A 20,473-nucleotide genomic window follows, 5' to 3' on the forward strand; every position below is an offset into this window, starting at 1 on the left:
GGTCCCGCTGTCGTCGACCGTACGCTATGTCGGCCTGCCAGAGGCGCATCACCACCGCGCTCCACCCCCAGCAACCTCACAGCTCGGCCCCAGGTCGGCGCCAGCGTCGGCGTCGAGTGTGGTGCGCATGACCGAGACTGTGACCGTCGCGGCGACGGAACGAACCGAGACCACGGGGTCGCCCGTGCTGGACGTGGTGATACCCGTCTACAACGAAGAGACCGACCTGGGCGTGTGCGTGCGCAGGTTGCACGCCTACCTGCGCGACGGGTTCCCGTTCCCGGCGCGCATCACGATCGCCGACAACGCGAGCACCGACGACACGCTCCAGGTCGCACAGTTGCTCGCCGAGGATCTGTCCGACGTGCGCGTAGTGCACTTGGCCGCCAAAGGTCGCGGCAGGGCGCTGCGGGCGGTCTGGGAACGCTCCGACGCGCAGGTGGTCGCCTATATGGACGTCGACCTGTCCACGGACCTGAACGCGCTGCTTCCCCTGGTCGCACCGCTGATCACCGGCCATTCCGACCTGGCCATCGGCACCCGGCTCGACTCCGCCTCCCGCGTGGTGCGCGGGCCGAAGCGTGAGATCATCTCGCGCTGCTACAACCTGCTGCTGAAAGCCTCGCTGCGAGCGCACTTCTCGGATGCACAGTGCGGATTCAAGGCGATGCGCGCCGACGTGGCGCGGCGCCTGCTGCCGCTGGTCCGCGACGGGGAGTGGTTCTTCGACACCGAGTTGCTGGTGCTCGCCGAACGGGTCGGGCTGCGCATCCATGAGGTGCCGGTGGACTGGATCGACGACCCGGACAGCCGGGTCGACATCATCGACACCGCGCGCAAAGATCTGCGCGGCATCTGGCGGCTCGGACGGGCACTGGCCACCGGCGCGCTGCCACTGGAGGAACTGCGCCGGGCGGTGGGCCGGGAACCACTGGTGCCGGGCGTGCCGCTGGGCATGGTGGGACAGCTGGTGCGGTTCGCGATCGTCGGCGTGCTGAGCACGCTGGCCTATCTGTTGCTGTATGCCGTGCTGCAACCGGTCACCGGTGCGCAGGTGGCGAACTTCGCGGCGCTGCTGATCACGGCGGTGGCGAACACCGCGGCCAACCGGGCGTTCACCTTCGGGGTGCGCGGCTCGACCGGGGTCGTCGCGCAGCAATTCCAAGGTCTGGCGATTTTCGGGATCGGGTTGGCGCTCACCAGTGGGTCGCTGTTCGCGCTGCATCAGTGGGCGCCGGGCGCCGCGGTGCCTCTGGAGCTCTCCGTGCTGGTACTGGCCAATCTCGTGGCGACGCTGTTGCGGTTCGTCGGTCTGCGATGGGTGTTCCGCAATAGTGCGGGCGCGGCCGAACAACGCCCCGCCTCCCCTGTGCTCGCCGAATCGCCTCGGACGACTCCCCGACGGCTCGCCGCCGAGCCTGCTCGCATCACGCTCGACCGTAAAGGAGACCACCTGTGACGGCGACACCTACGGCACCGCCGATCGCGGCCGAACCGCGGCCGAAGTCCGAACTCCGCTGGGAGTACCCGGCGCTGGCGGTACTGCTGATCGGCACGACAGTGGCGTATCTGTGCAATCTGAGCGCGAACGGGTGGGCGAACTCGTTCTATTCCGCTGCGGTGCAAGCAGGTTCGGTGTCGTGGAAGGCGTTCTTCTTCGGATCGTCCGACGCGGCGAACTCGATCACCGTGGACAAACCGCCCGCCGCTCTGTGGCTGATGGCACTGTTTGTGCGTGCGTTCGGGCTGAACAGCTGGAGCATCCTGGTGCCGGAGGTACTGCTCGGCGTGGCCACCGTCGCGCTGGTGTGGGCTACGGTGCGCAGGCCGTTCGGACCCGCCGCCGGATTGATCGCGGGATCGGCCCTGGCGGTGACCCCCGTCGCGGCGCTGATGTTCCGGTTCAACAATCCCGAGGCGCTGCTGGTGTTCTTGATGGTCGCCGCGGCTTGGGCGATGACGCGCGCGGTGGCGGACGGGCGCTGGCGCTGGCTCGTGCTGACCGGCGCGCTGATCGGATTCGGCTTCCTCACCAAGCAATTGCAGGTGCTGCTGGTAGTGCCCGCATTGGCACTGACCTACCTGATCGCGGGTCCGCCGAAGCTCGGTAAACGCATCGTGCAACTCTTCGCGGCGGGCGCCGCGATGGTGCTGGCCGCCGGTTGGTGGCTGCTGGCGGTGGAATTGTGGCCCGCCTCGTCGCGTCCGTGGATCGGCGGCTCGCACGAGAACTCGATCCTGGAGCTGACCCTCGGCTACAACGGGCTGGGACGGCTCAACGGCAACGAACGCGGCAGCGTCGGACCCGGCGGCGAACTTCCAGCGGGCGGCAACGGCATGTGGGGCAATACCGGCATCACGCGGCTGTTCGAACCCGCCCAGGGCGGCCAGATCGCGTGGCTGATACCCGCGGCCCTTGTCGCGCTTGTTGTGGGAATCATCTTGCGCGGCAGGAAGGTCCGGACCGATCACCAGCGCGCGTCGCTGATCCTCTGGGGCGGATGGCTGCTGGTGACCGGACTGGTGTTCAGCTTCATGGCAGGGATCTTCCACCAGTACTACACCGTGGCGTTGGCCCCGGCGGTCGCCGCGCTGGTCGGCGCGGGTGCGGTGCTGCTGTGGCGGGAGCGCGGTCGGCTGGGGGTACGGCTGGCGTCGGCGCTCGCGGTGGGTCTCACCACGGCGACCGCGTGGATGCTGTTGTCCCGCAGTGCCGAATGGCAGCCGTGGCTGCGCTGGACCGTGCTGGGCGTCGGCGTACTCGCGACGCTCGCCGTCGCCTTCCCCGCGCCGCGGAAGCTGGCCGTGGTCTCGGCGCTGGCGGTGGCGTTCACCGGCTTGGCCGGGCCGGTGGCCTATACGGTCGACACGATCGCCACCCCGCACGCCGGTTCGATCCCCTCAGCTGGGCCGAACGTCGCCATGCACGGCAATCGACCTCCGTGGGGCGAGGGGATGAACGGTATGGACGGTGGACCGCAGGTCGGGCTGATAACGGATGGCCACGCCGGTGCCGGGCCAGCGCCGGATGGGCCGGCGCCCGGGTCCGCACCGATGCCTGGAACGGGTCCGCGGGACGCGATACCCGGCGGGATTTCGCTGCCGGGCAATCAAATGCCGGGCACAGGGCCGCAAGCAGTGCCGGGTAATCGGACGCCCAGCACCGGACCGAACCAAGGCCGCGCGACCGGAGACGGTGGTCCAGGCCCCAATGGCGGCGGAATGGGCGGGCTCCTCGGGGCCGGTGAGCCGAGCGCGCAGGTCGTGTCCCTGCTCGAACAGAACGGCGGCGACTACACGTGGGTAGCCGCAGCCATCGGATCGAACAGCGCCGCGGGCTTGCAACTGGCCACCGAACTCCCCGTGATGCCGATCGGCGGCTTCAACGGCAGCGACCCGTCACCCACGCTGGAGCAGTTCAAGCAGTATGTCGCCGAAGGAAAGATCCACTATTTCATCGGCGGCGGCCGCGGCGGTCCCGGTTCCTCCAGTTCTTCGCCCAGCGCGCAGATCGCGCAGTGGGTCCAGGACAACTTCACCGCTATGCAGGTGGACGGCGTCACGCTGTACGACTTGACCGCCACCCGCTGAAACCATGCGATGCGGCCCCACCGCCCTGCACACCCGGGGCCGCATCGCTTCCAGCGCGGCCGCGTCGTGCGCAGGATTGCGTCGTGCACGCCGCGCCGTCGATCGGCGCGTCGCCGAGCGCACCAGTGACCTTTCGGCTACGCACCACTTAGAACACACTATGTGCCGAACCATTGGCTCCAGCCTCCCTGTGGACTAAACCACTTAGCCAAGGAGGTGCGCGGTGGCGAACGTTCGCCAGTGTGACCTGGCCGCGAAACAAGGCCATTCGTTACCACGGTGGGTCATTCGGCGGCAGGCTCTTGGCACCCGGCAAAACGCCAGCGATGATGTTCGGTACGTGACGGCTTCGGGTCGGGAGCCGGGGCCCCGGCCACCATCAGGTCACGCGTACACCGCGAACACTCAGGGAAACAGTTGAATGCTTTCACGAAGCTGGCCGTGACGGTGGTCAGCGCACTCGTCGCAACCGCGCTCGCCGTGGGATTCGCCTCCACCGCGTCGGCGGCGCCGGTAGACAACGCCGCACCGATAGCGGCGGCGACCAGCGAACCTCCGCAGGTGACCTACATCAAGGCGTGCCTGCCGCCCGGTGACACGATCGAACTCCGCACCGGAATCGGCGCGGCGGTCGGAGCCATGATCGGAGCGCTCGTCGGGCTGCCGGTCTTCTTCGTCGGCGCGATCCCCGGCGCGATCATCGTCGGACTCATCGGTGCCGCCATCGGCGCCTCGTCCTACGCCATCGATTCCGGGCGGCTCGAGCAGCAGGGATTGTGCTGATCAGCTGATCGGTTGGACCGGCCTCGCTACCGCCGCGCCGGCGGGAGCGGGGCCGTTGCCATCTTCTGCCCAATAGGTAGCCGACAGCCGCTCGGTCGGCGTCCATCGCGGGGGCCTTATCGCGCCGTGCTAACGAGGTGGCGGGGATTCGAGAAGGCGGCGAACGGCCTCGGTGAGGGCGATATTCCTGCCGTACATCTCCGCGATCATCCGTTGCTGCTCGTGCAGCCTCTCTTGGGATTTCGAGTAATAGGAGGCGAACACAGACGCGGTGACGATGTTGAGCGTCAGAAGCACCGCGCCCGCGATCAGCAGGCGGACGCCGAATCGGCGTCGCTCTCCTTCCAAGAGATGTCGGTGTCGGCCACCACCTCATCTCTCACCGTGAAAGCCGGTGGGCCATCGGTGATCGCGGTGATGGTGTACCTGCGGTTCCTGCGCAGCAGAACAGGTGCGAGCTCTAGGCCGGAGGAGGTGATGGAGATGGGCAGCCGGGTGCCGCCCTCGTCCGGAATCAGCGCGACCACCGGAGTGCTCACGTCGATCGGCAACGATGTACCGAGAACGAAGTCATCCGGACGCACGTCTTTCTGGCCGCGATTGACGAACGTCGCGACCACGAGATTGGGGTCACCGATCACCGCTCCGCCATAGGAGACCCGCAGCGCCTGAGGTCCCGGTACCCCCGAGATCATGCGCCGGGAATCGAAATCGAACCGCACGACATTGCGGCGGCGATTGGCCAAGAAGTAGTAGAACCCGGCGAGGACGCCAACGACCGTCCCAGTGCCACCACCGGAACCCACACCATGAGTGCAGTGTCCCTGCTCGGACCGCCAACCGGAAGACGCTGCGGTGCAGCAATACCCGTCGAACGGCGATGGTCTCAGCGCGGCGCGTGCAAGGCGGCGTGCAGCGTGGCCGCCCACTGGTGCACGATTTGTTTGCGGCGGGCCGAGTCGTCGGTGAGGACGTCGGCCAATCCGAGGCCGCGGGCCATGTCCAGGGTCGCCTGGACCAGGTGATGGGCAACCGGGTCGGAGTCGTCCACGCCGAGGGCCGCGACGGCGCGGCGGTGTGACGCGCGACCGAAGCGGGCCTCCAGCGGGACGATGCGTTCGCGCAGCGCCGGATCGGCGGCGGCGTGCGTCCACACCTGCAAGGCCGCCTTGAACAGTGGACTGGTGTAGGACTCGACCAGCCCCGCCACCACCGCCTCGGTGCGGGCGGGGCCGTCGCCCAGCCCCGCCAGCGTCGCCGCTTCCTGCACGGCCTGCCCGCTGCGCGTGTCGAACATGTACTCCAGCGCGGCGGTGATCAGATCCTCCCTGGTCGGGAAATGATGCTGGGCCGCGCCACGGGACACCCCGGCGCGCTCGGCGACCACGGAGACCGTCGCGGCCGCCCAGCCCATTTCGGCCAGACAGTCGATGGTCGCCTCGAGCAGGCGCTGCCGGGTGGCTCGGCTGCGGTCCTGCTTCGGTTCGTGAGGTGTCGCCATGGTGGCTATTCTGCCCAGCTCGGCGGGCGACGCTGCAAAAAGGCCAGCATGCCCTCGTGCACTTCAGGGGTGCCGAAGAAGCTCGCCGAACGCTGCGCGAGTTCTTCGGCGGAGGAGTCGAACTGAGCGAGGATGTCCGCGTTGACCAGCCGCTTGGCCTCGGCGAGCCCCTGCGGCGACCCCTTGCGCACCTCCCCGCACAGCCGCGCCACCTCGGCCGCCGGGTCCTCGGCGGTGACCGTGACCAAACCGATCTCCTGAGCTACGGCCGCCCCGAACTTCTCGCCGGTCAGGTAGTACCGGCTGGCCGCGCGCGGGCTGAGCCTCGGCAGCAGGGTCAGCGAGATCATGAACGGCGCCAATCCGATCCGCACCTCGGTGAGCGCGAAGCTGCTGCCCGGCCCGGCCACGACGATGTCGCAGGCGGCCACGATGCCCATGCCACCGGCACGGACGTTGCCGTCGATCCGGGCGATCACCGGCTTCGGCGTCTCCACCAGCCTGCGCAGCACGTCGATCATCACCCGGGTGCGCTCGTCGGCGGCCACGGCCGGATCGGCGTCGCTCGCCTCACTGAGATCCGCGCCCGCGCAGAAGGTGTTGCCGGTGTGCGCGAGCACGATGACGCGCACCTTGTCGTCGGCCGCCGCATCGTCCACGCCGCGCAGCAGCTCGGCGACCAGCCTGGACGACAGCGCATTGCGGTTGTGCGGCGAGTCCAGCGTGAGCGTCGCCACACCACCGCTCACCTCGTAGCGGACGAACGGCCCCGTCTCGGTCATGCGCGTCCTCTCAGTACGACTTCGGCAGGCCCAGCGAGTGCTGGGCGACGAAGTTCAGCACCATCTCCCGGCTGACCGGCGCGATGCGGCCGATCCGCGCGGCGGCCAGCATGGCGGCCAGCCCCACGTCCCTGGTCAGGCCGGAGCCGCCGTGCGTCTGGATGGCCTGGTCGAGCGCCTTGATGCTGACCTCCGCCGCCGCGTATTTCGCCATGTTGGCGGCCTCGGCGGCGCCCATCTCGTCACCGGCGTCGTAGAGGGTCGCGGCCTTCTGCATCATCAGCTTGGCCAGTTCCAGTTCGACCTTCACCTGCGCGAGCGGATGCGAAATGCCTTGGTGGGCGCCGATCGGCGTCTTCCACACCGTGCGCTCCCTGGCGTATTCCACGGCGCGGTCGATGGCGTAGCGGCCGAGGCCGATGGCCATGGCCGCGCCCATGATGCGCTCCGGGTTCAGGCCGGCGAACAGCTGCATCAGTGCCGCGTCCTCCTTGCCGACCAGCGCGGTCGAGGGCAGCCGGACGTCGTCGAGGAACAGGCTGTACTGGTGGTCGGGCTCGATGATGTCCATCTCCTGCGCCGTCTTGGTGAAGCCTTCGGCGTCGGTCGGCACGATGAACAGGGCAGGCTTGAGCTTGCCGCTCTTGTGGTCCGCGGTGCGGGACACGATCAGCACCGCCTCGGCTTGGTCCACGCCCGAGATGAAGATCTTGCGGCCGTTGAGGATCCAGTCGTCGCCGTCGCGGCGGGCGGTGGTGGTGATCTGGTGGGAGTTGGAGCCCGCGTCCGGCTCGGTGATGCCGAAGACCATCTTGCCGGAGCCGTCGGCGAGCTTGGGCAGCCATTCCTGCTTCTGCTCGTCGGTGCCGTACCTGGTGATGATGGTGCCGCAGATGGCCGGGGAGACGACCATGAGCAGCAGGCCGGCGCCCTGCGCGGACAGCTCCTCCATCACCAGCGACAGCTCGTACATGCCCGCGCCGCCGCCACCGTATTCCTCCGGCAGGTTCACCCCGAGAAACCCGAGTTTGCCCGCCTCTTCCCACAATTCGTCGAGCGGCTCGTTCTTCCGCGCCTTCGGCAGCACGTAGTCGCGGTAGTTGTACTTCGCGGCCAGCGCGGCGACGGCGGCCCGCAGCGCCTTCTGCTCGTCGGTTTCGATGAAACTCATCAGTTCTCCTGTACTTCGTTGGTCTCGTCGTTCGAGGCGGGTTCGACGACCGCGAGCACGGCGCCGACGTCGACCTGCTGGCCGACGGTGACGTTGACGGCGCTGAGGACGCCCGCGGTGGGCGCGGCGATGGTGTGCTCCATCTTCATCGCTTCCAGCCACAGGATCGGCTGACCCTGTTCGACGTGGCTGCCGAGTTCGGCCCCGAGCCGGATCACGCTGCCCGGCATGGGGGCCAGCAGCGAGCCGGTGGCCACCTGGTCGGCCGGATCGCTGAACCGGGGCAGCCTGCGCAGGGCCACCGGGCCGAGCGGCGAGTCGACGTAGACCTGGTCGCCGTAGCGCGCGACCTCGAACTGCCTGCGCACCGGACCGCGCTCACCCGGAACCGACAGCACGACGTGATCCGGTGCCGATTCGACGAGGCCCAGCCCGTCGTGACCGTCCACCGTGAGACCGGTCCGGCCGAACCGGTAGCCCACCTCATGCGTCCCGGTGGTACGGCTCTCGTAGGACTTGCGCTGCGACTGCGCCGGCAGGTTCCGCCATCCGCTGGGCAGCCCACCGCCCACCCGCGCGCCGGCGCGGTTCGCCGCGGCATCGGCGAGTGCGGCGGCCACGATCGACAACGACTCGTCGGATTCCGACATCAGCGGCGCGGCGAGGGCAACCAAGCCGTGCGTCTCGAAGAACGCGGTGTCGGTGTCACCGGCCAAGAACGCCGGATGACGCAGCACCCGTACCAGCAAGTCTCGGTTGGTGACCAGACCGTGGATTTTCGCCCGGTGCAGTGCTACGGCCAGCAATCGCGCTGCCGCACTTCGATTTTCAGCGTACGAGATGACCTTCGCCAGCATCGGGTCGTAGTGCACGCCGACCATCGAACCGTTCACCACGCCCGTGTCGAGGCGCACGCCGGGGCGGTCGAGCAGATCGAATTCGGCGCGCACCGAAGGAATCTCGATCCGGTGCACCGTTCCGCTCTGCGGCTGCCAGTCGTGCGCGGGATCCTCGGCATAGAGCCGGACCTCGATCGAATGCCCGTGCATCGCGGGCGGTTCGGCGGCCAAGGCGCCACCAGCGGCGATATCCAGTTGCAACCGGACCAGATCCAGTCCGGTGGTGCATTCGGTGACCGGGTGCTCCACTTGCAGCCGGGTGTTCATCTCCAGGAAGAAGAACTCGCCCTGCTCGTCGGCGAGGAACTCGACGGTGCCCGCGCCGGTGTAGCCGATCGCGCCCGCCGCCAGACGGGCCGCATCGAACAGCCGCGCCCGCATGCCCTCGGTGCGCTCCACCAGCGGCGAGGGCGCCTCCTCGATCACCTTCTGGTGGCGGCGCTGGATGGAGCACTCGCGCTCGCCCACCGCCCAGATCGTGCCGTAGGCGTCGGCCATGACCTGTACCTCGATGTGCCGGCCGGTCTCCAGGTAACGCTCGCAGAACACCGTCGGATCGCCGAACGCGGATTCCGCTTCCCGGCGGGCCGCGTCGATCTGCGGCGCCAAGTCGGCGAGCTCGCGCACCACCCGCATGCCCCGGCCGCCGCCGCCCGCGGACGCCTTGATCAGCACCGGCAGATGCTCCTCGGTGACCTCGGCCGGGTCCAGCTCGGCGAGCACGGGGACACCGGCGGCGTCCATCATCTTCTTCGCGGCGACCTTCGAGCCCATCTGCTCGATCGCCTCGACGGGCGGACCGATCCAGACCAGCCCGGCGTCGAGCACCGCTTTGGCGAATTCGGCGTTCTCGGAAAGGAATCCGTATCCGGGGTGGATGGCGTCGGCGCCGGTGGCGAGCGCGGCCTCGATGATCAGCTCACCGCGCAGGTAAGTCTCCGCGGGGGAATTGCCGGGCAGGCGCACGGCGGCGTCCGCCTCGGTGACGTGCGGCGCGGCGGCATCCGCGTCCGAGTACACCGCGACGGTGCCCAAGCCCATGCGGCGGCAGGTGGCGAAGACCCGGCGCGCGATTTCGCCGCGGTTGGCGACGAGGACGTTCGTGACCGGCGGAGCGATGGAAGAATTGGACACGGCGCGCCTCACATTCGGAAGACGCCGAAGCCTTCGGCGCCCTTGATCGGGGCATTGTGAATGGCCGACAAGGACATTCCCAATACCGTGCGGGTATCACGCGGGTCGATGACGCCGTCGTCGTAGAGCCGCCCGGACATGAACATCGCCAGCGACTCGGCCTCGATCTGCGCCTCCACCATGGCACGCATCCCGGCGTCGGCCTCCTCGTCGAACGGCAACCCCTTCGCCTCGGCGGCAGCGCGGCTGACGATCGAGATGACGCCCGCCAGCTGCGCCCCGCCCATGACCGCGGATTTCGCACTGGGCCAAGCGAAGACGAAACGCGGGTCGTAGGCCCGGCCGCACATGCCGTAGTGGCCCGCGCCGTAGGACGCGCCCATCAGCACCGAGATGTGCGGCACCTTCGAGTTGGACACCGCGTTGATCATCATCGCGCCGTGCTTGATGATGCCCTTCTGCTCGTACTCCTTGCCGACCATGTAGCCGGTGGTGTTGTGCAGGAAGAGCAGCGGGGTGTCGGTCTTGTTGGCCAGCTGGATGAACTGGGTGGCCTTCTGCGACTCCTCGGAGAACAGCACGCCGCGCGCGTTCGCCAGGATGCCGATCGGGTACCCGTGCAGCTCGGCCCAACCGGTGACCAGGCTGCTGCCGTAGAGCGGTTTGAACTCGTCGAAATCCGAGCCGTCCACGATGCGCGCGATCACCTCGCGCGGGTCGAACGGTATCTTCAGGTCCGACGGCACGATGCCGAGCAGGTCCTCGGGGTCGTACAGCGGCTCGATCACCTCGGCCCGCGGCGCGGGACCCCGCTTGCGCCAGTTCAGCCGCTTGACGATGGAACGGCCGATGCGGATCGCGTCCTGCTCGTCCACCGCGTAGTAGTCGGCGAGGCCGGAGATCCGCGCGTGCATGTCGGCGCCGCCGAGGGATTCGTCGTCGGACTCCTCACCGGTGGCCATCTTGACCAGCGGCGGTCCGCCTAGGAACACCTTGGAGCGTTCCTTGATCATCACCACGTGATCGGACATGCCGGGGATGTAGGCGCCGCCCGCGGTGGAGTTGCCGAACACCAGCGCGATGGTCGGAATGCCCGCCGCCGACGCCTGGGTGAGATCGCGGAACATCCGCCCACCCGGGACGAAGACCTCTTTCTGCGTGGGCAGATCCGCGCCGCCGGATTCCACCAGCGAGATCACCGGGAGCCGGTTCTCCCGCACGATGTCGTTGATGCGCAGGGTCTTGCGCAGGGTCCACGGGTTCGAGGTGCCGCCGCGCACAGTCGGGTCCGGCGCGACGATCATGCACTCGACGCCCTCCACGACCCCGATGCCCGCGATGGTGCTCGCGCCGACGTGGAATTCGCTGCCCCAGCCCGCCAGCGGGCACAGCTCCAGGAACGGCGAGTCCTCGTCGACGAGCAGTTCGATGCGCTCGCGGGCGGTCAGCTTGCCGCGCTTGCGGTGCCGGGCCAGCTTGTCCGGCCCGCCGCCCGCGATGGCTTTGGCGAACTCGGCCTCGACCTCGACGAGCTTGGCGCTCATGGCTTCCGCAGCCGCGGCGTACTCGGGCGACCCGGTATCCAGGGTGCTTCGCAAGATGGTCATGACTGGTACCCCAATCGCTTCGCCGCCAGTCCGGTCAGGATTTCCGTCGTTCCGCCGCCGATCCCGAGGATGCGCATGTCCCGGTACTGGCGCTCGATCTCGGATTCGCGCATGTAGCCGAGGCCGCCGAAGAGCTGGACGGCCTGGTTGGCCACCCACTCGCCCGCCTCCACCGCGGTGTTCTTGGCGAAGCACACCTCGGCGATCAGGTCGGTCTCGCCTTCGGCGCTGCGCTGCACCACGTCTCGGGTGTAGACCCGGGCGACGTCGATGCGCCGCGCCATCTCGGTGACCGTGTTCTGCACCGCCTGTCTGCTGATCAGCGGGCGGCCGAAGGTCTCGCGGTTGCGCACCCACTCCAGGGTGAGGTCCAGGCAGCGCTGCGCGCTCGAATACGCCTGCACCGCGAGGCCGACGCGTTCGCTGACGAACGCGCCCGCGATCTGGTGGAAGCCGGAGTTCTCCGGGCCGATCAGGTTCTCCGCCGGTACCCGGACGTCCACGTAGGACAGCTCGGCGGTGTCGGAGGCGAGCCAGCCCATCTTGTCCAGCTTCCGGCTGACCGTGAAGCCGGGCGCGTCCTTGTCGATGACCAGCAGCGAGATGCCAGCGGCGCCCGGGCCTCCGGTGCGCACCGCGGTGACCACGAAGTCGGCGCGGACGCCGGAGGTGATGTAGGTCTTGGCGCCGTTGACGACGTAGTGGTCGCCGTCGCGGCGGGCGGTGGTGGTGAGGTGTCCGACGTCGGAGCCGCCACCGGGCTCGGTGATCGCGAGCGAGCCGATCTTCTCGCCCGCGAGGGTTGGCTTCACCCAGCGCTCGATCTGCTCGGCGTTGCCCGAGGCGATGATGTGCGGCACGGAGATGCCGCAGGTGAACAGCGACGCGAACAGCCCGCCGGACGCTCCGGCCTGGTGCATCTCCTCGCAGACGATCATCGCGTCCACGCCGTCGCCACCGGAACCGCCCGCGGATTCCGGGAACTGCACGCCGAGCAGGCCGAGCTCGCCCGCCTTCTTGTGCAATCCGCGCGGGATCTCTCCGGCGCGCTCCCAGCCGTCCAGGTACGGCAGGATCTCGCGTTCCACGAATCCACGGACCGTGGAACGTAATTCGCGTCGTTCCGGCGTGTCCCAGGGTTTGGTCATGCGGTGTCCTTTCTCGCATGACCGGCGGCCCTGCGTGGTGACGCGAGCTGCCGTCTCCGTGCCTGACCGGTCATGCGAACAGCTCCACGGGAATGTCGAGGTGACGGGACCGCAGCCATTCGCCGAGTCCCTTGGCCTGCGGGTCGAAGCGGGCCTGGTAGGCCACCCCTCGACCGAGCAGGCCTTCGATGATGAAGTTCAGCGCCCGCAAGTTGGGCAGGACGTGCCGGGTGACGGTGAGCGGAGCCGCCTCCGGAAGCAGCTCTTTGACGCGCGCCACGGTGAGCGTGTGCACCAGCCAGCGCCATTGCTCGTCGGTGCGCACCCATACACCGACGTTCGCATCTGCGCCTTTGTCCCCGCTCCGCGCCAGGGCGATCGTGCCCAGCGGAACGCGGCGGGTCTCCCCGGCAGACAGCGGCTCGGGCGCGGGCGGCTCGGCGACCTCGGCGAGTTCGGCTGTGTCGGTGGACGGCGCTATATCGACACGGGTGCCGTCCGGAAGCACCGCCATGTGCGGCACCTCAGCGGCGTCGACGAACCCAGGGGTGAACACGCCGTACGGAGATCCGTTGCCCGGCAGGGTCGTAAAGCTGCATCCCGGATAACTGGCCAATGCCAGCTCCACCGCCACGTTGGAGAACGCGCGGCCGACCTTGTTCGGATCGGGGTCGCGGACAACGCAGCGCAGCAGCGCACTCGCCTGCTCTTCGGTCTCGGCGTCCGGCCGATCCAGGCGGGCCAGCGTCCAGGTCAGCTCCGCGGGACGGGTCGGCAGCCAGGACTCCAGCTGCCGTCGCGCCAGTTCGGCCTTCGCCTCGATGTCCAAGCCGGTGAGCACGAACTCCATCTCGTTGCGGAAACCGCCGAGGGTGTTCAGCGAGACCTTGAGCCGGGGCGGCGGGGCCTCGCCGGTGACACCGCTGATCAGCACCCGGTCCGGGCCGTCCTGGTCGAGCCGGATGGTGTCCAGGCGAGAGGTCACGTCGGGTCCGGCGTAGCGGGCGCCCTGGATCTCGTACATCAACTGGGCTTCGACCGTGTCGACAGTGACCGCGCCGCCCGTGCCCTGGTGCTTGGTGATCACGCTGCTTCCGTCGGCGCGGATCTCGGCGAGGGGGAAGCCCGGCCTGCCGAGGTCGGCGAGTTCGGTGAAGAAGGCGTAGTTGCCGCCGGTGGCCTGAGTGCCGCACTCGATGACGTGCCCGGCCACCACCGCGCCCGCCAGCTGATCGTAATCCGTTCGGCCCCAACCGAAGTGCGCGGCAGCGGGGCCGACGATCACCGACGCGTCGGTGACCCGTCCGGTGACGACGATGTCCGCGCCCGCGTTCAGGCATTCCACGATGCCCCACGCGCCGAGGTAGGCGTTGGCGGTGAGCGGCGCCCCGAAACCGAGGTCACCCGCGCGCGCGACCAGGTCGTCGCCCTCGACGTGCGCGATCTTCGCGTCCAGTCCGAGATCGGCGGCGACCTTGCGCAGTTTCTCCGCGAGACCGGCCGGGTTGAGGCCGCCCGCGTTCGCGACGATGCGCACCTTGCGTTCCAGCGCGAGCCCGAGGCAGTCCTCGATCTGCTTGACGAAGGTCTTCGCGTAGCCGAGGCTCGGGTCCTTCATCCGGTCGCGGCCGAGGATCAGCATGGTCAGCTCGGCGAGATAGTCGCCGGTGAGCACATCGAGCTGCCCGCCTTCGAGCATCTCGCGCATGGCACCGAGCCGATCACCGTAGAAGCCGGAACAGTTGCCGATCCGGAGCACGTCCGGGTCGGCGGCCAGCATACTCATCTGCGGGAATGCCTCCTGTGCGGCGAACCGTCAGGATGGGCCGCATGCCGCATCCGTGGAGTCCGCGTTCCGCGACCAGCATCACACTCGAGCTAGAAAAAAGCAAGCATGCGTGCTTGTTAATTGCACACTGAACGACCTCCCGCCGCGTCCGCATCACCCGCGACGGGATGACCTGGCCGCATGGAGCAAGATGAGCACGGTGTCCAGCGACGTCACCGTGATCGTTCTGTTCGCCCTGGCCGGGTTCCTGGCCGGCGGCGCATACACCACGTGGAAGACCGCCCGCCCACTGTCCATCGCGCTGGCCGTCTGCGCCGCTCTCGCGGCGGGTGGCGCCCTGGCCTGGTGGCTCGGTTAGTTCCTGGACAGGCGGAAGATCCGCAGGTCGTCCGGAACGCCATTGAGCGGCGCCGCGAAGAAGCTGCGGCGATACGGCTTGACCGCGAGACCGAGCTCGTCCAGCGTCTCGGGCCGCAGTGCTTGCAGTGTCGCTTCGGACAGCATGGTGTGCCCGTTGCCGCCCGCCTCCATCACCCGGGCCGCGATCGTCACGTCCACACCTAGCCAGTCGCCGCCGATCTCGCGCGGAGAACCGGTGTGCAAACCGATACGCATCCGCGGGCAATAGCCACGGACCTGCACGTCAGCGAGATTGCGCTTGGCGGTCACCGCGGCACGCACAGCCCGGTCCGCCGAGGGGAAGACCGCCATCACGCCGTCGCCCATGCGCTTGACCACCTGGCCGCCGCGCTCGCCGATCGGCGGCTCGATGGCCTTGGCAACTTCGCGCAGCAGTTCGAGGGTGGCCTCGTCACCCGCCGACAGCGACCACCGGGAGAACGCCACCAGATCGGTGAACATCACAGTTATCTCTTGGCTACCTTTGCCGCGCCCCACGCGCTCCAGCATCGCCTGCCAGACCTGCAAGGCGCCGAAGCCTATTTCCCTGGCCGCGCTGGGGGCGTCGCCCACCAGTTTGTCGGCCGCTCGCGCGACCGCCCGCGCACCGCCAGGACCCGAAACCGACAGCGGGTCACCGAAAGCAGGATCGCCTGGCAGCTGCTCACGGGCCCTGCGCAGCACACCGATCAGATCGGCCCGCTGATTGGCGGCGTTCATCAGCCCGGACAGCTGGCCACGCCGCGATCCGCCGGAACGGCGGGAAGAGTCGAACTCGTCGGTCGGCTCCAACGGGATGACCATTTCGGGCGGTATGTCGCCATCGGCCTCCGGTCCTGGCGCCGACTCGGCGCCGCCGGAAGGTGTTTCGCTCACGCCCCGAGGGTATCTCAGCCGATCCGGCGTCGGCCGGTTAGCAATCATCGCCATCTCTCACCTCCGCGGTGAACGTCAGCGAGCACGTCGTCGGGCCCCGCGATGGATAACGAGCTGGTTGCTGAATCGAGGCTACTCGGCCGAGAACAGGTCTCGGAACCGGCGGGCGGCATAGTTTCCGGGATGTTCACACGCGGCCGTACACAGGCGATCGGCCCGGCGCGAAGATTCGCACCGGGCCGATCGCCGCACCGTCCGCCGGGCAGTGGCAGGCGGTGGACGGAGCACCGGACCTCCCGACAAGGTCGGCGCTCCCCAACCCGAGTGGCGAGGGAAAGCGACTCGGGTAGCTACGCGTCGCGCTGGTTCGCCGAGATCAGGGCCGCACCGAAGACGAGGCCGACGAAAGCGGTGAAGTAGAGCAAGCTCGCCCAGGGCCCCCAGTGCCAGTTGGCGGTGGACGGGGCCGTGCTGAAGAAGTGGTTAGCGTTCGCGAAGGGCAGGAATGGGGTGACATTGCGGCCGAAGCTGCCGAACGCGCCCAGCAGGCCCTCGATGAGCAGCGGCCACAGCACGATCAACGAGATCGCGGCGGCGGACTGCCGCACCAGCACGCCGACGCCGACCGCGAGGATGATGCACAGGAAGGCGTAGATCGGGATGCCGTAGACCTCGCGCCAGTCCTCCGCGCTGGACAGGGTCAGGCTCGCGCCCGCCTCCGGGCCGCTGAGCGCCTTGGCCACCAGGTAGGCGAGGAACACGAGAACGGCGGTCAGCAGCGCGCCGTACACGCCGACCAACCCCGCCTTGGTGAGGATGACCCGGTCCCGATGCGGAGTGGCCTGGAACGTCGTCCGGATGATGCCGAAGCGATATTCGCTGGTCACGGTCAATGTCGCCATGATCATCAGGACCATGACGCCGAAACCGCTGATCCCGGCCACCGCGGTGGAGACGGTCATATCGATCGCGCCTTCCTCGCCGTAGGTGGTCCGCGCCACCCAGGCGAGCAGGGCGGCCATGCCGAGCGCCAGGGCCACCACGATCGCCGAGCACCACCAGGGCGACCTGGTCGAGGTGAGCTTGATTCGTTCCGCTGCCAGTACGCCCATCAGAGCGCGCCTCCCATCACCTGGTCGAAGCCTTCGCCGTGGTACTGCACGGCGCCGCCGGTCATCCGCATGAACGCCTCCTCCAGGGAGGCACGCTGCGGGGCCAGCTCGAACAGCGTGATCTCGTTCGCGGCGGCCAGCTTGCCGACCGCGTCACTGGTCACGCCGGCGACGACGAGCGCAGGGCCGTCGGCGCCAGCGCCGTCTTCGCGGACGGTCATGCCGTTCGAGGTGAGCACGCTGCGGAGCTGATCCAGCTGTGGACTGCGCACCCGCACCGACTGCTCCGACGCGCGCTCGATGAACTCCTGCGTGGTCGAGTCCGAGATGAGCTTGCCGCGGCCGATGACGACCAGGTGCTCGGCGGTCTGCGCCATCTCCGAGAGCAGATGGCTGGAGACCAGCACCGTGCGGCCTTCGGCGGCCAGTCGCTGCATGAACCGGCGGATCCACAGGATGCCCTCCGGATCGAGGCCGTTGACCGGCTCGTCGAACAGCAGCACCTGCGGGTCGCCCAGCAGCGCGCCGGCCAGACCGAGCCGCTGCGACATGCCGAGCGAGAACCCGCCCGCGGACTTGCCCGCCACCTCCGACAGGCCGACCAGCCGCAGCACCTCCTCCACCCGGGACTTGGGGATGTCGTTGGACGCGGCCATCCACTCCAGGTGAGCGCGCGCGGACCGGTTCGGATGCACCCACTTGGCGTCCAGCAGCGCGCCGACGGCGCGCAGCGGATGGTCCAGCTCGTGGTACTGCTTGCCGTCGATCAGCGCGGTACCCGCGGTGGGCTTGTCCAACCCGAGGATCATCCGCATGGTGGTCGACTTACCCGCGCCGTTCGGCCCAAGGAAGCCCGTCACCTGCCCCGGTCGCACGGTGAAGGACAGGTCCTGCACCGCGACGGTCTGCCCGTAGTGCTTGGTCAGGCCTCTCAGCTCGATCATGCTGCCCAGCATTCCGTAAAACCGCGCGGCGCGCGTCGGTAAATAGTGGCGAGTTCGGTCATCCTCGAGGATGAGGGCTCGCCCGCCTCTCCGGGTCTTCAGGCCGTACAAGTCGGGAGCCGCGGATTTGCGTTCAGGTCCTGCGTTTGGTGCGCTTCAGTTCTAGGCGTACCCGGCGAGTTACCCAGTGCGCACGAAATCAGTGGTCCCGAGGGTGGACGAGCCCCCCTCGACCATCCGCGCAGGGCACGAGCAGTTTCAGTCGAACGCGGTGTGGAAGTCATCGGAAGACCAGGACCAGACGTTTCGGTTTCAACCTCTACCAGCTCGGAACCTACCCGTGAGGAGGATCGTCGGCATGCCCGCACCCGACTCTCAACCGCGCCGCCCGTCTTGGGTGCCCGACCAGCTCTACCCCTTCACCGACCACTACCTCGACCTCACCGGGGTCAGGATCCACTACATCGATGAAGGCGACGGGCCGCCACTGCTGATGTTGCACGGCAACCCCACCTGGTCGTTCCTCTATCGCGACATCGTCATCGGCCTCCGTGACCGCTACCGCTGCATCGCGGTCGACTACCCCGGATTCGGTCTGTCCTCCGCAGCGCCGGGTTACCGTTTCACCCCCGCCGAGCACGCCGACATCGTAGGTCAACTGGTCCAGTGGCTCGATCTGCGCGATATCACCCTGATGGTGCAGGACTGGGGCGGCCCGATCGGGTTCGCCACCGCAATACGTCACGCGGACCGGTTCGCCGCCTTCGTCATCGGAAACACCTGGGCCTGGCCCAAAGCCGACTTAGGAACGCAAGCGTTCTCGCGCTTTCTCGGCGGACCGGTCGGTGGCTGGCTGATCCGGCAGCGCAATTTCTTCGTCGAACGCATCATCCCGGCCGGAGTCCGGCGCACGAAACTGGACGAGACCGTGATGAACGCCTACCGCGGCCCCTTTCCCACCCCTGACTCTCGCGAACCGGTGCACGTGTTCCCCCGTGAGATCCTCGCCAGCCGCGATCTGCTCGCCGATATCGAACGCGAACTACCGACTGTGACCGACCGGCCCGCGCTGATCGTCTGGGGGACCAAGGATGTCGCCTTCCGCGCCGCCGAACTTCGCCGGTGGGAGCAGCTGTTCCCGCAACACCGCACCGTCCCTCTTGTCGGCGCCGGTCATTACATTCAGGAAGATGCGTCCGACGAGATAGTCGCCGCGATCCGCGCCTGGGCGGCCGCCTGAAAAACCCCGCGCGGTCCAGGGCGACATGGGCGCCGCCTCCGCATTCACGCGCCTGCGCCTGGAAGGGTTCTGAAACTGCGCTGGTCTCGCGATTCCCGTGCCAGTCAGGATGATTGTCGAGCGTGGATGACGGTGCCGAGTCCCGGTGCAGGTCGTTCAGGGGCTTGCCGCAAGCGCGATCACGGCACTGAGTGCGGCGGCGGCGTCGAGCAGAGCGCGGGAGCGGGCCGTGATGCTCGCGTCACGGGCTGCCAGCGCGGCTGCGACATCGTCGGATCGATGTCCGCGCGGCAGGTCCGGCATCAAGGTCCGGAGAGTGTCGATGCGGTATCCGGCACCGCGCAACTGGTGGACGATCCGCGCATCCCGAACCTGGTCCGGCGAGTACCGCCGTGTTTTCTGGGCGGCAACGCGATCCGGAATGACAAGCCCTTCGGCGTCCCAATGCCGCAAGGTCGACGGGCGCACTCCGAGTGCGGCGGCGAGTTCGGACACGCTCATCGAATCCGACGCGCGCACGTCCTCGATCGGCTCCGCGGAGATCGCCTCGGCCGCCCGCTCGGCAAGCGCGAGGTCCGCACGTTCCCGATCGAGCCGGGCGTGTGCCGCATCCAGCAGGGCGAGCACCTCTGAGATCGGGCGCTCATGCACCGCACGAACGATCCGCTTGGCCTCGACGGGACCAACACCCACCGCCAGCGCCCGATAGGCCAGCGCGGAACGCAAATGAATCTCGCCGTACCTGCGATAACCCGCGGCTGTGCGCAGCGCGGTCGGCAGTACCCCGTCACGTTCGAGGTTACGGATCTGCTGTACGGAGTAGCCCGCACGCCGCGCGACATCGACCGTTCGCATGGACGAGTTGAGAGTCGACACCCTTCCACACCTGGTCTTTCGACTCGAAGTCTCCACGAGCACCTTAATGCCACGCTGGAGCACATGACCCTCGACGAGATCATCGGCTTCGTTTCCCGCCTCGACGGAGTCCTGACCCTCCAGCCGGAACCCGGCGACGGCTCACCCGAGATCAGCTGGGGCGACACGTACTTCTACTACTCACCGAGCGGAGAAGTGCCGAAAGCAACTCAGCCCTTCGCAACGATCGTGACGAAGAACTATCCGGGCGACGAAAACTCCCGCCTCGACCGCCCGGATACGTTCCGCGTCAACATCGCCGCCGGAAAGGAAGCCTTCATCCACTGGACCGGCCACGCACCACGCGAACGAGCTGTCGATATCGACCCCAGCGTCACCGACACCGTGATCGCCCACCCCGTGTACGGCTCCGCCGGCTGGCTCGCGGTGGTGAACCCAGGCCGACACACAGCTGAGGTAACCCGCGAACTGCTCGGCACAGCGTATGAACGCGCACGCTCCCGCTACGAGAGACGCGCCGCATCAGCGCACAGCTGATGACGAAACTGCAAGCTCACTGCCAGGGGCGCACTACTCCGAACTGGACCAGTTCGCCGTAGGTTTCGGGCACTGACCTGGGCT

Annotated in this window: 18 protein-coding genes; 6 read left to right on the forward strand and 12 right to left on the reverse strand. The window is 68.2% G+C overall.

The features are described 5' to 3' along the window. Positions 1 to 127: 127 nt before the first annotated feature. From ACWPXK_RS12990 to ACWPXK_RS13000, 3 genes are all read left to right on the forward strand, one after another. Entirely contained in the window at positions 128 to 1,459 is a 1,332-nt protein-coding gene (locus ACWPXK_RS12990) for a glycosyltransferase (protein WP_454196299.1), read from the forward strand. Further along, positions 1,456 to 3,591, forward strand: a complete 2,136-nt coding sequence (locus ACWPXK_RS12995) for a glycosyltransferase family 39 protein (RefSeq protein ID WP_454196300.1) — start codon at positions 1,456 to 1,458, stop codon at positions 3,589 to 3,591. The genes ACWPXK_RS12990 and ACWPXK_RS12995 overlap by 4 nt, the downstream gene beginning before the upstream one ends. A gap of 417 nt (positions 3,592 to 4,008) precedes the next feature. Next, the gene (locus ACWPXK_RS13000) at positions 4,009 to 4,374 is read left to right on the forward strand and encodes a hypothetical protein (protein ID WP_364321371.1); all 366 of its coding nucleotides are present in this window, start codon (positions 4,009 to 4,011) and stop codon (positions 4,372 to 4,374) included. 308 nt (positions 4,375 to 4,682) lie between these two features. Here ACWPXK_RS13000 and ACWPXK_RS13005 read toward each other — a convergent pair whose 3' ends face one another. The 8 genes from ACWPXK_RS13005 to ACWPXK_RS13040 form a co-directional block, all read right to left on the reverse strand. Next, positions 4,683 to 5,180: a hypothetical protein gene (locus ACWPXK_RS13005; RefSeq protein ID WP_454196301.1), complete on the reverse strand. Its 498-nt coding sequence runs from the start codon at positions 5,178 to 5,180 to the stop codon at positions 4,683 to 4,685. A gap of 80 nt (positions 5,181 to 5,260) precedes the next feature. After that, on the reverse strand, positions 5,261 to 5,875 hold the full coding sequence (locus ACWPXK_RS13010) for a TetR/AcrR family transcriptional regulator (protein WP_454196302.1): 615 nt from the start codon (positions 5,873 to 5,875) through the stop codon (positions 5,261 to 5,263). A gap of 5 nt (positions 5,876 to 5,880) precedes the next feature. Beyond that, complete coding sequence (locus ACWPXK_RS13015; RefSeq protein ID WP_454196303.1) at positions 5,881 to 6,657, reverse strand: enoyl-CoA hydratase family protein; 777 nt, start codon at positions 6,655 to 6,657, stop codon at positions 5,881 to 5,883. A gap of 10 nt (positions 6,658 to 6,667) precedes the next feature. Next, positions 6,668 to 7,828 carry an acyl-CoA dehydrogenase family protein gene (locus ACWPXK_RS13020; protein ID WP_454196304.1) on the reverse strand — a complete coding sequence of 387 codons (1,161 nt, stop codon included), beginning with the start codon at positions 7,826 to 7,828 and terminating at the stop codon, positions 6,668 to 6,670. After that, on the reverse strand, positions 7,828 to 9,861 hold the full coding sequence (locus ACWPXK_RS13025; protein ID WP_454196305.1) for an acetyl/propionyl/methylcrotonyl-CoA carboxylase subunit alpha: 2,034 nt from the start codon (positions 9,859 to 9,861) through the stop codon (positions 7,828 to 7,830). Before ACWPXK_RS13025 ends, ACWPXK_RS13020 begins: the two co-directional genes overlap by 1 nt. Before the next feature lie 8 nt (positions 9,862 to 9,869). Further along, on the reverse strand, positions 9,870 to 11,468 hold the full coding sequence (locus ACWPXK_RS13030) for an acyl-CoA carboxylase subunit beta (RefSeq protein WP_454196306.1): 1,599 nt from the start codon (positions 11,466 to 11,468) through the stop codon (positions 9,870 to 9,872). Then, positions 11,465 to 12,616 carry an acyl-CoA dehydrogenase family protein gene (locus tag ACWPXK_RS13035; RefSeq protein WP_454196307.1) on the reverse strand — a complete coding sequence of 384 codons (1,152 nt, stop codon included), beginning with the start codon at positions 12,614 to 12,616 and terminating at the stop codon, positions 11,465 to 11,467. The genes ACWPXK_RS13030 and ACWPXK_RS13035 overlap by 4 nt, the downstream gene beginning before the upstream one ends. Positions 12,617 to 12,686: 70 nt before the next feature. Then, entirely contained in the window at positions 12,687 to 14,402 is a 1,716-nt protein-coding gene (locus ACWPXK_RS13040) for an acyclic terpene utilization AtuA family protein (RefSeq protein ID WP_454196308.1), read from the reverse strand. Positions 14,403 to 14,595: 193 nt separating this feature from the next. On the opposite strand from ACWPXK_RS13040, the gene ACWPXK_RS13045 reads away from it, so the two are divergent. After that, a complete protein-coding gene (locus ACWPXK_RS13045; RefSeq protein WP_454196309.1) occupies positions 14,596 to 14,763 on the forward strand; it encodes a hypothetical protein in 168 nt (55 codons plus the stop codon). Here ACWPXK_RS13045 and ACWPXK_RS13050 read toward each other — a convergent pair. The 3 genes from ACWPXK_RS13050 to ACWPXK_RS13060 form a co-directional block, all read right to left on the reverse strand. Then, on the reverse strand, positions 14,760 to 15,524 hold the full coding sequence (locus tag ACWPXK_RS13050) for an adenylate/guanylate cyclase domain-containing protein (RefSeq protein ID WP_454196445.1): 765 nt from the start codon (positions 15,522 to 15,524) through the stop codon (positions 14,760 to 14,762). The two genes, ACWPXK_RS13045 and ACWPXK_RS13050, sit on opposite strands and share 4 nt — an antisense overlap. A 506-nt stretch (positions 15,525 to 16,030) precedes the next feature. Further along, complete coding sequence (locus ACWPXK_RS13055; RefSeq protein ID WP_454196310.1) at positions 16,031 to 16,792, reverse strand: ABC transporter permease; 762 nt, start codon at positions 16,790 to 16,792, stop codon at positions 16,031 to 16,033. Next, positions 16,792 to 17,736, reverse strand: a complete 945-nt coding sequence (locus ACWPXK_RS13060) for an ABC transporter ATP-binding protein (RefSeq protein WP_454196311.1) — start codon at positions 17,734 to 17,736, stop codon at positions 16,792 to 16,794. Before ACWPXK_RS13060 ends, ACWPXK_RS13055 begins: the two co-directional genes overlap by 1 nt. 358 nt (positions 17,737 to 18,094) lie before the next feature. Between ACWPXK_RS13060 and ACWPXK_RS13065 the strand changes: the two genes are divergently transcribed. Next, complete coding sequence (locus tag ACWPXK_RS13065) at positions 18,095 to 18,976, forward strand: alpha/beta fold hydrolase (protein WP_454196312.1); 882 nt, start codon at positions 18,095 to 18,097, stop codon at positions 18,974 to 18,976. Positions 18,977 to 19,132: 156 nt separating this feature from the next. On the opposite strand, the gene ACWPXK_RS13070 is transcribed toward ACWPXK_RS13065, so the two are convergent. Further along, positions 19,133 to 19,831: a MerR family transcriptional regulator gene (locus ACWPXK_RS13070; protein ID WP_454196446.1), complete on the reverse strand. Its 699-nt coding sequence runs from the start codon at positions 19,829 to 19,831 to the stop codon at positions 19,133 to 19,135. Positions 19,832 to 19,915: 84 nt separating this feature from the next. On the opposite strand from ACWPXK_RS13070, the gene ACWPXK_RS13075 reads away from it, so the two are divergent. Beyond that, the gene (locus ACWPXK_RS13075; RefSeq protein ID WP_454196313.1) at positions 19,916 to 20,389 is read left to right on the forward strand and encodes a DUF6194 family protein; all 474 of its coding nucleotides are present in this window, start codon (positions 19,916 to 19,918) and stop codon (positions 20,387 to 20,389) included. Positions 20,390 to 20,473 lie beyond the last annotated feature (84 nt).

This window comes from Nocardia sp. Marseille-Q1738 (assembly GCF_965283145.1).